Origin of the sequence: Streptomyces sp. NBC_00094, from assembly GCF_026343125.1 — a bacterium.
Lineage (GTDB): Bacteria > Actinomycetota > Actinomycetes > Streptomycetales > Streptomycetaceae > Streptomyces.
On sequence record NZ_JAPEMB010000001.1, the window covers coordinates 2,713,973 to 2,726,764 of the forward strand.

Annotated in this window: 10 protein-coding genes; 3 read left to right on the forward strand and 7 right to left on the reverse strand. The window is 70.2% G+C overall.

The features are described from left to right. Window positions 1-4: 4 nt before the first annotated feature. The gene (locus tag OG580_RS11700) at window positions 5-472 is read right to left on the reverse strand and encodes a GtrA family protein (RefSeq protein ID WP_267043599.1); all 468 of its coding nucleotides are present in this window, start codon (window positions 470-472) and stop codon (window positions 5-7) included. Then, complete coding sequence (locus tag OG580_RS11705; RefSeq protein ID WP_267043600.1) at window positions 472-1,467, reverse strand: glycosyltransferase family 2 protein; 996 nt, start codon at window positions 1,465-1,467, stop codon at window positions 472-474. Before OG580_RS11705 ends, OG580_RS11700 begins: the two co-directional genes overlap by 1 nt. Before the next feature lie 266 nt (window positions 1,468-1,733). Here OG580_RS11705 and OG580_RS11710 point away from each other — a divergent pair, with 266 nt between their 5' ends. The 3 genes from OG580_RS11710 (at window position 1,734) to OG580_RS11720 (ending at window position 7,705) form a co-directional block, all read left to right on the forward strand. Continuing rightward, window positions 1,734-3,359 carry a DUF6056 family protein gene (locus tag OG580_RS11710; protein WP_267043601.1) on the forward strand — a complete coding sequence of 542 codons (1,626 nt, stop codon included), beginning with the start codon at window positions 1,734-1,736 and terminating at the stop codon, window positions 3,357-3,359. Window positions 3,360-3,641: 282 nt separating this feature from the next. Next, on the forward strand, window positions 3,642-6,500 hold the full coding sequence (locus OG580_RS11715) for a bifunctional glycosyltransferase family 2 protein/CDP-glycerol:glycerophosphate glycerophosphotransferase (RefSeq protein ID WP_267043602.1): 2,859 nt from the start codon (window positions 3,642-3,644) through the stop codon (window positions 6,498-6,500). Then, the gene (locus OG580_RS11720; protein WP_267043603.1) at window positions 6,500-7,705 is read left to right on the forward strand and encodes a glycosyltransferase; all 1,206 of its coding nucleotides are present in this window, start codon (window positions 6,500-6,502) and stop codon (window positions 7,703-7,705) included. The genes OG580_RS11715 and OG580_RS11720 overlap by 1 nt, the downstream gene beginning before the upstream one ends. A gap of 124 nt (window positions 7,706-7,829) precedes the next feature. On the opposite strand, the gene galE is transcribed toward OG580_RS11720, so the two are convergent. The 5 genes from galE to rplU all read right to left on the reverse strand — a co-directional run bounded on the left by galE (window position 7,830) and on the right by rplU (window position 12,774). Next, window positions 7,830-8,822 (reverse strand): UDP-glucose 4-epimerase GalE, encoded by a 993-nt coding sequence (galE, locus tag OG580_RS11725; protein ID WP_267043604.1) that lies wholly within the window; start codon window positions 8,820-8,822, stop codon window positions 7,830-7,832. Between the two features lie 16 nt (window positions 8,823-8,838). Further along, window positions 8,839-10,488 (reverse strand): glycosyltransferase family 2 protein, encoded by a 1,650-nt coding sequence (locus OG580_RS11730; protein WP_267043605.1) that lies wholly within the window; start codon window positions 10,486-10,488, stop codon window positions 8,839-8,841. Between the two features lie 142 nt (window positions 10,489-10,630). Next, window positions 10,631-12,070 carry a GTPase ObgE gene (obgE, locus tag OG580_RS11735; RefSeq protein WP_267043606.1) on the reverse strand — a complete coding sequence of 480 codons (1,440 nt, stop codon included), beginning with the start codon at window positions 12,068-12,070 and terminating at the stop codon, window positions 10,631-10,633. 115 nt (window positions 12,071-12,185) lie between these two features. After that, the gene (rpmA, locus tag OG580_RS11740) at window positions 12,186-12,440 is read right to left on the reverse strand and encodes a 50S ribosomal protein L27 (protein ID WP_029387501.1); all 255 of its coding nucleotides are present in this window, start codon (window positions 12,438-12,440) and stop codon (window positions 12,186-12,188) included. A gap of 13 nt (window positions 12,441-12,453) precedes the next feature. Next, entirely contained in the window at window positions 12,454-12,774 is a 321-nt protein-coding gene (rplU, locus tag OG580_RS11745) for a 50S ribosomal protein L21 (RefSeq protein ID WP_015033583.1), read from the reverse strand. Window positions 12,775-12,792 lie beyond the last annotated feature (18 nt).

Sequence of the window (12,792 nt, forward strand, 5' to 3'; positions counted from 1 at the left end):
CAATCTACGCGAGCCGGGAAGGCTGCCGCTCGTCCATTCCGCTCTCTGGACCGGTCCCCTCCGGACCCTCCTGGCCCTTTCGCGGCACCAGGATCCGCTGGGAGATCAGATAGGTGAACGGGATCGCGACGACGGCCGCGACGAGCGGCGCGATCCTGTCGTCCATGCCGGCCCAGGTGACGAGCGCGTACAGGCCGACGCTCTGCACGAGGTAGTTGGTGACGTTGGTGAGGGGGAAGAGGGCGAACTTCTTCCAGGTCGGCCGGGTGCGGTAGGTGAAGTAGGTGTTGAGGAAGAAGGAGCCGATCATGCTGAGGAGGAAGGCGAGGGAGTACGCGGCGAAGTACGGCATCCACGGGTGCAGCAGCAAATAACACCCAAAAAAGGTGCAGGTGTTGACCCCGCCGACCAGCGCGAAGCGGAAGACCTCGGCCAGCCGCGCCCGCCGCGCACCCGACACGCCGGTGGCCATCAGCGCTCCCGGTCGGTGGCGGGGACGCGGATGCGTTCGGCGGCGGCGCGTTCGGCCGCCCCGCGTCCGAAGGAGCGGTGGGTCTCCTTCACGAGGAAGTGCGGCCGCCGTTTGGTCTCGTAGTAGATGCGGCCGATGTACTCGCCGATCAGTCCCAGCATCACCATCTGCACTCCCCCGAGCCCCACGATGATCGCGACCAGCGTGACGTAGCCGGGGGCGGTGACGCCCTGGGTGAGCGCCGCGGCGGTCACCCAGACGGCGTAGAGGACGGCGAGGCCGCTGAGCATCATCCCGAGCCAGAGCGCGATGCGCAGCGGACGGTTGTTGAAGGAGATCAGCCCGTCCATGCCGTAGTTGACCAGGGAGCTGAACTTCCACTTCGTCTCACCGCCCTCGCGCGCGGCGTTCTGGTAGTCGAAGGTGACGGTGTCGAAGCCGATCCAGGAGAACAGGCCCTTGGAGAAGCGGTTGTACTCGGGCAGCGAGAGCAGGGCGTCGACGGCGGTGCGGGACAGCAGACGGAAGTCGCCGACGCCGTCGGTGAGTTCCACGTCGACCCAGCGGTTGACGGCCCGGTAGTACACGCGACTGAGCACCGAGCGGACCTTCTTGTCGCCCTCGCGGGTCCGCCGGGCCATGACCTGGTCGTAGCCCTGCTGGTGGAGGTCGAGCATGCGCGCGAGGAGCTCGGGCGGGTGCTGGAGATCGGCGTCCATGATCACCACGGCGTCGCCGGTGGACTTGCGCAGGCCCGCGAGCATCGCGGCCTCCTTGCCGAAGTTGCGGCTGAAGGAGGCGTACTGGGTGCGGTGCGGGTGCCGGGCGGCGATCTCGCGCAGCTTGCCCAGCGTGCCGTCGGAGCTGCCATCGTCCACGTAACAGATCTCGTAGCCGACCGGGAGGCCGTCGAGCACCTGGCGCATGCGCGCGTCGAACCGTTCGACGACGTCCTCCTCGTTGAAGCAGGGGACGACGACGGAAAGCCTGGTCATGGAACGGTCACTCCAGAGAGTCGGGCGAGAGTACGTCCTGAGGGACCGCCACCGAACTCTCCTTTTCGAGCAGCGCGGCCACGGTACGGCGCGGTGGTGACCGGCTCGCGTCGTCCGAGTGACCACCCCTGGTCGGCATGTCGTCCATGCGGCGAAGCATGCGGGGAAGATATTGATAGACGTGGCATTTATACCCTTTTGTCGCTCATCCAGACGATGTAGCAGGACGGCATGTCACGAACCTCGGGCACCTGGAGCAATGACCGGTGAACAGGACGACCACTCCGGAACGCGGCGAGCACGGCGAGGTAGGGGAGGGAGGGGAGACAGGGCAGCCGGACAGCGGGCAGGGCACCGACGCCAACTCCGGCCCGGAGCCCGGACTCAGGCGGGCACTGTCCTGGATCGGGCTCGCCGTCGCCGCGGGCTCCGCGGCGCTGCTCGCCGTCGGGGCCTTCCTCGGCCTCTACGTACGCCCCACGTCGGACGACTGGTGCGCCCTGTGGAAGTCGCGGGACATGGGGGCCCTGGGGATCAGCTCGGACTTCTACCTCACCCAGAACGGGCGCGTCACCAACGCCTTCGTCACCGGCCTCCTCTACTCCCACGACATGCGCGGGCCGAAGCTGCTGCCCGCCTTCCTGGTGGTCGCGCTCGGCGTCGGCCTCTTCCTCCTCGCCCGTGCGGCGCTGCGCGCCCTGCGCCTCCCCCGGCCTCCCGTCGTCCTGCTCGCGGCGGCCGCGGCGCTCCTCTCGGCGCTGCTGTTCTTCGCCGGCACGCGCCCTTACCAGGCACTCCTCTGGGCGCCGGCGACCATCTCCCACACCCTGCCGAGCCTGATCGGACTCTGGGCCGTCCTGGGCGCCGTCCGGGCCGCGCGCAGCGAACGCCGGTGGGCCCGGACCGCCACGATCGGCGCGACGCTCCTGATCGGCACGGCGGTCGGCATGCTCAGCGAACCGTTCACGCTGGTGGCCGGGGTGTTCGCGGCCGCGACCGGCCTCCTCTGCCTGCCCCGGTTCGGCTGGGCGAAGGACCGGTACGTGTCGACGTGGTGCGCGACGGCCTGCGTGGGACTCGGAGTGGGTCTCGTCCTGCTGTACACGTCACCCGGTGCACGGTGGCGGCGCGCCCAGCATCCGGCGGAGCCCCTGTCACTGGCGGAAGTAGGGGAAACGTTCCACGACTGGTGGCGGGTCTGGCAGGCCGTGGGCGGCCAGTGGGCGTACGCGGGCGCCTTCGCCGTCGGCGGGCTCCTGGGCCTGGGCCTGGCCTACGCCCGCACCCGAAGCGGCACCCGCACCCGAAGCGACGGCAGCGACACCCGCCCCCTCGCCCCGCGCCGGGTGCCCCGGGTCGCGGTGTTCCTGCCGCTGCCCCTGGTCGCCCTGGCGAGCCTGGCCGTCACCTACGGGCTGCGCAGCGGGTACGGAGTGACCGGCTGGACGTACGCCCGCACCTGGACGAGCTTCCTCCTGCCGTTCCTGCTGGCGCTCTGCGCGTACGGCACCGGGCTCGGCCTCCTGCTCGGCCGCCGACTCGCCGCCCGCACCGCCGGCTCCGACCCGCACACCGCCTCCGGGCCCCGCGCCCCGCTCGCCGCCCGTGTCGCGGCCGTCACCGTCGCGGGTACGGTGGCCGTGGCCTGCACCGCGGCGCTGGTGCCCTCGGTGCGGACCCTGACGACCACGACCGTGGTGCGGAGCCTGGCCTGGGACCGGCAGGACGCCCGGATCCGCTCCGAGATCGCGGCCGGCGCCCGCGAGGTGACGTACCGCCCCCTCCCGATCGGGTACCTGGCCGAGCCCTTCTTCACACCCGCGTACACACGGGACTGGGTGGCCCAGTGCGTCTCCCGGTACTACGGCGCGGACCGGATCGGCCGACCCTGAGAACGGCGCCCCCCTCGGCGGAGGGGGTGTGTTCCTGATCACTCGCCAGCTGGAGCATGCGGGGGCCTACGGTAAATTTTGACCGCATGTCCCCCCATCCGTGGCATCACGCCCGCATGGGCGACTTCTGACCCCCGCCATCGGTTGCAGGGGGTTGCGTTACGAACCGGTAAAGAAATGGAAACGCACCCCTCCAGGGCGGCCCGAGGCTGGGCCGAACCGCTCGCGAACACCAGGTAGCTTGGGTGTGTCTGAAGGAAAGAAAAGTGGATCGAGGTGCCAGTGCCTGACGTCTCAGTGATCGTCATCGCCTACAACGACGCAGAGCGTCTTCCGGCGGCTGTCCAGTCCGTCCTGGATCAGACGCTGAAGAGCGTCGAAGTACTGATCGTCGACGACTGCAGCAGTGACGACACCTTCTCCGTCGCACAGAGCCTGGCAGCAGCGCACCCCGACCTGGTCCGCGCGTACCAGCTGCCCGAGAACAGCGGCGCGGGCGGTGAACCCCGCAACGTCGGCATCGGCCACGCGCGGGGCCGCTACGTCATGTTCCTCGACAGCGACGACGTACTGGAGCTCAACGCCTGCCTGAACATGGTCGCGGCAGCCGACGAGACCGAGGCCGACATGGTCTCCGGCCTGTGCGTCCGCCTCCACAAGGACACCGCCAACCAGAAGCGCGACGAGTGGTACTCCTGGATCTACCGTCAGACGCGCACCCTGAACTCGGTCGCCGAGCTTCCCGACCTCTTCGTCTGGGACACGCTCTCGACCAACAAGTGCTACCGCCGTGAGTTCCTCCTCGAGAACAATCTCCGATTCCCCAAGGGGATGTTCTACGAGGACCTGATGTTCATCGCCGAGGCATATCTCGCCGCGAAGAAGATCACCCTCATCCCGAACCAGGTCTACTTCTGGCACGTCCACCAGAACGCCCAGGTCAAGTCGGTGACCAATCGCCGACACGAGATGACGAACTACATCCACCGGCTGGAGATCCACCGCCGGATCGACGCGCTGCTCGACGAGCACGGTCTGCCCGAGCTCCGGCACGCGAAGGACGTCAAGTTCCTCAAGCACGACCTGGTCCTCCACCTCCGCGACCTGCCCTTCCGCGACGAGTCCTTCCGCCGGGAGTTCGCGGAGCTCTCGCGTGACTACCTCCAGGGCCTGGACCGCGAGGCGTACCCCAAGGCACAGCCGATCCAGTCGATCTGCGCGTACCTGCTCGAAAAGGGCGACTGGGACAACCTGCTCCCCGCCGTCGACACCCTGCTCCACCGCGACAAGGTGTCCACGCCCCTCCACGAGGAGGACGAGCGCATCTACTGGTGCGCCGAGCACCTCGACGACGAGTTCGGCCGCAGCGTCCTCGACGTCACCGACCGCGGGTACCACAAGAAGCCGATCAACAAGCTCTTCCTGCGCAACGAGCTGACCTCGTACGAGGAGTCCGGCGGCACCGTCCGGCTCTCCGGCCGGATCAACAACCCGCTCGGCGTCATCACCCCGGAGGCCCACCTCACGGGCGGCCTGGAGTTCCGCGCGCGCCGCCGCAGCCTGCAGACCTTCGTCTTCCCGGTCAAGACGCTGCGCCACGACGGGGAGAGCATCCACTGGGAGGCCGAGATCGACCTCGGCTCCGGTCTGCGCCCGCTCGGCATCATCGACTCCGTCTGGGACGTCCGGCTCGACCTCGACGTCGACGGCAAGCGCACGCGCACCCGGCTCACCGTCGGGACCCCGGACCTCGGCGGCGAGGCCTTCCCGATCAAGCCCCGGCTGACCCGGCTGGTCGCCGACCGCATAGAGCCGCACGCCACCGCCAAGGGACACCTCGCCTTCCGCCTGGTGTCCACCCGGCACAACAGCGAGCGGATCGAGGAGCTCATCCTCCGCGGTGTGCGCGGCACGCCCGGCAAGCTGGCCAAGTCCGGCTACCGCAAGGCCAAGGCCCTGCGCAAGACCCTCAAGGCCAAGGGGTCCAAGGAGAAGAAGCTCGACCTCTACTACGAGGCCTACAGCCGGCTGCCCGTGAAGAAGCGGACCGTCGTCTTCGAGAGCCACCTCGGCAAGCAGTACAGCGACAGCCCGCGCGCGATCTACGAGGAGATGCGCCGCCAGGGTCTCGACTTCGAGGCGATCTGGTCGTACGCCGGGACTCCGACGGGCTTCCCGGAGGACGCCGAGCTGGTGCGCCGCTGGTCCGTGCCGTACCTGAAGGCCCTCGCCCGGGCGGAGTTCTGGGTCGACAACCAGAGCTTCCCGCTCCGTCTCGCCAAGCGCCCCGAGACGACGTACATCCAGACCTGGCACGGCTCCGCGCTGAAGAAGATGGGCTTCGACCAGCCCGCCCTCAAGGCGAAGACGCGCGCGCAGCGGGCGGCGGACCAGAAGCACCTGAACCGCTTCGACCACTTCCTGGTCCGCACGGAGCACGACGTCCGGACGCTGGCCAGGGCCTTCAACCTGAAGGACGAGGTGCTGCTGCGCTCGGGCTACCCGCGCAACGACACGCTCGTCCAGGCGCGGCTGGCCGAGGAGGAGACCGGCACGCGGGTGCGCGGGCCTGTCGCCGAGGAGCTGGGCATCCCGGCGGACAAGACCGTCCTGCTGTACGCGCCCACGTTCCGCACGATGGGCAAGGCCAGCCGCTTCTCGCTGCCGTTCGACGTGGAGGCCTTCGCCGAGGAGTTCGGCGACCGCTACGTCCTCCTGGTGCGCGCGCACTACCTCAACCACGTGGTGCTGCCGCCCACGGTCGAGGGCAAGGTCATCGACGTCTCCAAGTACCACGACGTGATGCCGCTGATGGAGCTCTCCGACGCGCTCATCACGGACTACTCCTCGGTGATGTTCGACTACGCGCTGCTCGACCGGCCGATGCTGTTCTTCACGTACGACTACGAGCGCTACGTCCACGAGGACCGGGGCACCTACTTCGACCTGCTCGAGAAGGCCCCCGGTCCCGTCTTCCGCACGGAGGACGAGTTCCTCGAAGAGGTGCGGAACCTGGAGGCGCAGGGCCGGCAGTACGCCGACGTCCGCAAGTGCTTCGTCGCCGAGTTCGGCGAATACGACCATGGCAACGCCGCCAAGACCATCGTCGATCAGTTCTTCTCGTCCCGGTGGAGCCGTTGATGACCAAGCCGACCAGCACCCTGACGACCGAACCCGGGACCGCTCGGGACACCGACGGCGGGCGGGACATCTTCCTCGTCTCCAACAGCGTCGACGAGCTGGGCGGCATCACCAGCTGGTCGCACCAGGTCGCCCGCCTCTTCTCGGAGCGCGGCCACACGGTCCACGTGGTGGGCATCGTCCCCGCCCCCGAGGGCCGGCGCGCCGACCTCGGCGACGACCTGCCCTACCGGACCACCACGCTGTACGACGTCCACCCGCCGAGCCTGAAGCCGCTCCGCGGCCTCAAGGGCAAGCTCGACCTGGCCGAGCGCCGGCGCAGGTCCGCCCGGGCCGCGGGCATGGCCGAGCAGGCCGCGAAGCTCACCCGGATGTTCCGGGCCGCCCGTCCCGGCTCCATCGTCATCGTGACGCAGGTCTGGGCCATGGAGTGGGTCGCGCTCGCGGACACCTCCGGGCAGCGCGTGGTCGGCATGAGCCACGAGTCCTTCCAGACCTGCCGTGCGTCGTCCCGTTTCCACCGGGTCAAGACGTACTACAAGGACGTCGACCGGATGCTCACGCTGACCCGTGAGGACGCCGACCTGTGGATCCGGCAGCGCTTCGACAACGTGGCGTCCATGCCGAACCCGCTCCCCTTCTTCCCCGAGGAGCCGTCGCGCCGCACCGCCAGGACGGTGGTCAGCATCGGGCGACTGCACGAGGAGAAGGGCGTCGACATGCTGCTCGACGCCTGGGCCGAGGTCGCCCCGCGCCACCCCGACTGGACCCTGCGCGTGTACGGCTCCGGTGAGGAGGAGGCGGCGCTCAAGCAGCAGGCCGAGGAGCTGGGGCTCACCGGTTCGGTGGAGTGGATGGGCCGCACCAGCGACGTGCCCGGGGCGCTCCGGGAGAGCTCGCTCTTCGCGCTCTCCTCGCGCGGCGAGGGCTTCCCGCTCGCGCTCATGGAGGCCATGGCCACGGCCGTGCCCTGCGTCGCCTTCGATGTCGCTCCCGGTGTCCGGGAGATCATCACGGACGGCGAGAACGGCCTCATCGCGGCGCCGGGCAACACGAGCGAGTTCGCTCGCAAGCTCGACGAGCTGATCTCGGACAAGGAGCTGCGCGACCGCATGGGCGAGAAGGCCCGCGTCGACATCCAGCGCTACTCGACCGACGAGATCATGGCCCGCTGGGAGCACCTCTTCACCATGCTGAACCCGTAGCCCCCGGGCTGCGGACATCACGCAAAGACACGGAAACGCTCGGCCGGGATTCCCGGCCGAGCGTTTTCACGTCGGTGGCGAGCGGTCGCGCCGGTCGCTGACCGGCCGCGACGGGTCGAGCCGGTCAGCGACCGGCGAGGACCGCGCGGTTCGCGACCCAGCCCTCCCAGGCCGAGCCGATCATGTCGCGGACGTCCTTGCGGGCCTTCCAGCCGAGCTCCGACTCGATACGGTCGGCCGCGGCGACGACCCGGGCGGGGTCGCCGGGGCGGCGCGGGGTGACCAGGGGCTCGGCGGAGTGGCCGGTGACCTCGTTGATCAGCTGCACCATCTCGGTGACGGAGACGCCCTCGCCACGGCCGATGTTGACCGTCAGGTCGCGCGGCTCGCCCGCCTCGGCCCACTCCGCGAGCTTGCGCGCGGCGACGAGGTGCGCGTCGGCCAGGTCCTCGACGTGGATGTAGTCACGGATGCAGGTGCCGTCGGGCGTGTCGTAGTCGTCGCCGAAGACCCGCGGGGACTCCCCCGCGTCGAGGCGCTCGAAGACCATCGGGACCAGGTTGAAGATCCCGGTGTCGGCCAGCTCGGGAGCTGCGGCGCCGGCCACGTTGAAGTAGCGCAGGCAGGCCGTCGAGATGCCGTGGGCCTTGCCGGCGGCGCGCACCAGCCACTCGCCCGCGAGCTTCGTCTCGCCGTACGGGCTGAGGGGCAGGCACGGGGTCTCCTCGGTGACGAGGTCGACGTCCGGCATGCCGTACACGGCGGCCGAGGAGGAGAAGAGGAAGTTGCGCACGCCCGCGGCGGCGACCGCCTCCAGGAGGACGGTGAGGCCGAGCACGTTCTCGCGGTAGTAGTGCATCGGCAGTTCGACGGACTCGCCGACCTGCTTCTTCGCGGCGAGGTGGACGACGCCCGTGACGCCGTGCTCGGCGATCGTCCGGTCCAGGACCTCACGGTCGAGGGTGGAGCCGACCACCAGGGGAACGCCTGCGGGCACCCGCTCCGTGAACCCCGTGGACAGGTCGTCGAGGACGACGACCCGCTCGCCCGCCTGCGTCATGGCGCGGACCACGTGAGAGCCGATGTATCCGGCGCCGCCGGTGATCAGATAAGTCATAGTGCCCCAAACCCTTTCACTGAGAACTGCGGGCGAGCCGACGCAGCCGGGCCCTGACCGCCCGGAACCCGTCCCGGGCGCCGGGCGCGATCCGCACCGCCAGCGAGCCGTTCGCCGTGGCGTACTGCTGCACCAGAAGTACACCGTACCGGCTGCTCGGAAGCACCGAGCGCCGCTGCGAGCCGTCCCGCGGCCGGAGCGAGGTGGTGAACGACTCACCGTTCGAACAGGTCACCGTGACACCGATGTCCCACAGCTGGGTGCCTCGGCGGCCGCGCCGGCGGCCGGTGTCGGCGAGCCCGGCGAACCGGACCGGGACCCGGGCGGTCCAGCCGCCCTCTGCCCCCGGCGCCTCCGCCGTCTCGGCGCGCAGCTCCACCCGTTCGGTACGGGCGGGCTCGGCGTCGCCCCTCGGCAGGAACGCGAGCTCGGCGACGCGGGGGCCGGCGTCGGCGAGTCGCCCGTACAGATCCCGGACGGTGAGGCGCAGGTCGCCGCCGGCAGCGGTGCGCAGGACCGCGTCCACGACGAGCGGCAGTTCGTCCAACGGCAGCGCGTCCATGCCGTCGAGCCGGGCCTCCGGCAGGTCGTCGGCCCAGACGGCGGCCTCGCGGGTGCCCGCGTACGGCGGGAGCAGCCGGGCCGGGTTGGCGGCGAGCCGGGACAGCCGGAGCAGGTCGCGGGGTTCCTTCGCGGCCAGCAGGAACCGGGCGATCCAGCGGGCGGGAGCGACGGCGGCGGCGATCTCCGGCTCCTCGAAGCCGGCCAGGTGGTCCCGGGTGGTCGTCCACCACTCGGCGCGGTGGGCGGCGTCGCGCTGTCGCAGGTCGCGGGCGTACATCCGCAGGTCGTGTTCGAGGAACTTGGTGCGGCAGGCGGCGGCGAGCTCCGCGCGTCCCGCCTCGGCGAGGGTCTCGACGGCCGCGCGGTGGGCGGAGATGCGGGACTGCCAGTTGGAGACGCCCTCGCGGTCGAGGGAGATCGACAGCTGGGCGGCGGCCCGGCGCACGTGCCAGACGTAGACGGTGTCGGGGATCACGGCGACGCGGGGGGCGGCGGCGTACACCCGGGCGGTGAAGAGGAAGTCCTCGTAGACGAACCGGCCGTCGGGGAAGCGGATGCCGTGCTCGGCGAGGAAGGCGCGGTCGTAGACCTTGTTGACGCAGAGGGTGTCGTGGACGAGCGGACGCAGGTCGGCGGGCGTCTCCAGGACGGCCGGCTCCCGGTAGAGCGCGGGCTGCCAGCGCACGTCCCGGCCCTCGGGGAGCTCGCGCCGTACGCAGACGCCGACGGCGACGGGGGCATCGTGCCGCTCCGCGGCGGCGACCAGGGCCTCGGCGGCACCGGGCGGCAGGATGTCGTCGCTGTCCAGGAACATGACGTACGGGGCGGTGGCGGCTCGGATGCCGTCGTTGCGCGGGGTGCCGCAGCCTCCGCTGTTCTCCGTACGGTGCACCACCCGCAGCCGGGGGTGGAGGGCGGCCAGCTCGTCGAGGACCCGCGCCGTCCCGTCGCCGGAGCAGTCGTCGACGGCCACGACCTCCGCCACGACGGGCCCCTGGTCGAGCGCGGACCTGATCGCCTCGCCGACCAGCTCCTCGTCGTTGTAGGCGATGACGACGACGCTGAGCCTGCCTGCGGTTTCGGGCAGAGGGACGGTACTCACACCAGGATCCTACGGGAGCCCCCCGACCCCCCTGACGGGGGTCGAGGGGCTCTCACCGCCACCTTCACACGCCTCGCGCCCGACGCTTCCAGGCCTGTCCGGTGGACAGGCCTGGAGGCGGGCGGGCCTGGAGGCGGGCAGCCTAGAAGGGGTCGAACTCGTCGTACTCGCGCTGCGCGTCGTCGCGCTGCGCGTCGCGGTCGCGGCGGCGCTGCGCCGCCGGACGCGGAGCCTCCAGACGGTGGTCCTCGCCACGGCGGCCGAGCATTTCGGCGCCGGCCATCATCGAGGGCTCCCAGTCGAAGACGACCGCGTTCTCCTCGACGCCGATCGCGACGCCGTCGCCCGCGCGGGCGCCCGCCTTCATCAGCCGGTCCTCGACGCCGAGGCGGTTGAGGCGGTCGGCCAGGTAGCCCACGGCCTCGTCGTTGCTGAAGTCGGTCTGGCGGACCCAGCGCTCGGGCTTGTCGCCGCGCACCCGGTACACGTCCTCGACCTCGTCGTACGTGACCGTGAAGCCCGCGTCGTCGACGGCCTTCGGGGTGATGACGATCCGGGTCGCCTCCTCCTTCGGCTTCGCCGCGCGCGCTTCCGAGACGATGCCGGCAAGGGCGAAGGAGAGCTCCTTCAGACCCGTACGGGCGACGGCGGAGGCCTCGAACACCTGGTAGCCGCGGGCCTCCAGGTCCGGGCGGATCATGTCCGCGAGGTCCTGGCCGTCCGGGATGTCGATCTTGTTGAGGACGACGATCCGGGGACGGTCCTCAAGCCCGCCGTACTGCTTGAGCTCCTCCTCGATGATGTCGAGGTCGGAGACCGGGTCGCGGTCGGACTCCAGCGTCGCCGTGTCCAGGACGTGGACGAGGACGGAGCACCGCTCCACGTGGCGCAGGAACTCCAGGCCCAGGCCGCGGCCCTGGCTCGCGCCCGGGATCAGGCCCGGCACGTCGGCGATCGTGTAGACGGTCGAGCCGGCCGTGACCACGCCCAGGTTCGGGACGAGCGTCGTGAAGGGGTAGTCGGCGATCTTCGGCTTGGCGGCCGACAGCACCGAGATCAGCGAGGACTTGCCCGCGCTCGGGTAGCCGACGAGGGCCACGTCGGCGACGGTCTTGAGCTCCAGGACGATGTCCCGCGCCTCACCGGGCTCACCCAGGAGGGCGAAGCCGGGGGCCTTGCGGCGGGCGGAGGACAGCGCGGCGTTGCCGAGGCCGCCGCGGCCGCCCTGGCCCGCGATGAAGGTGGTGCCCTCACCGACGAGGTCGGCGAGGACCTCGCCGTTCTTGTCGAGGACGACGGTGCCGTCGGGCACGGTCAGGACGAGGTCCTGGCCGTCCTTGCCGGAGCGGTTGTCACCGGCGCCGGGCTGGCCGTTGGTGGCCTTGCGGTGCGGGGAGTGGTGGTACTCGAGGAGGGTGGTGATCGACTGGTCGACGACCAGGATCACATCGCCGCCACGGCCGCCGTTACCGCCGTCGGGTCCGCCGAGCGGCTTGAACTTCTCCCGGTGAACGGAGGCGCAGCCGTGGCCTCCGTTACCCGCGGCGACGTGCAGCTCGACGCGGTCCACGAAGGTAGTCATGGTTCTGTGCCTCCAGTTAACGGGGTACTACGAGGTGGAATGTCTATCTAGTAACACGCGAAAGGCGGACCCGCTTCCCTGTCGGGAAGTGAGGTCCGCCTCCGCAAAGATCCGATCAGGCGACCGGAACGATGTTCACGACCTTGCGGCCACGGTGGGTGCCGAACTGCACCGAACCGGCCTGCAGGGCGAACAGCGTGTCGTCGCCGCCACGGCCGACGCCCGAGCCCGGGTGGAAGTGGGTGCCACGCTGGCGGACCAGGATCTCACCCGCGTTGACGACCTGACCGCCGAAGCGCTTCACGCCGAGCCGCTGGGCATTGGAGTCGCGCCCGTTCCGGGTGGACGATGCGCCCTTCTTGTGTGCCATGTCTCAGTCCCTCTTACTTCGCAGCCGCGGGGATACCGGTGACCTTGATCGCCGTGTACTGCTGGCGGTGACCCTGGCGACGGCGGTAGCCGGTCTTGTTCTTGTAGCGCAGGATGTCGATCTTGGCGCCCTTGTGGTGGTCCACGACCTCGGCCGTGACCTTGATGCCGGCCAGGACCCACGGGTCGCTGGTCACGGCGTCGCCGTCGACAACGAGCAGGGTCGAGAGCTCGACCGTGTCGCCAACCTTGGCAGTGGAAATCTTGTCAACCTCAACGATGTCGCCGACAGCAACCTTGTGCTGGCGACCACCGCTGCGCACGATGGCGTACACGCGGATCTCTCTCTCACT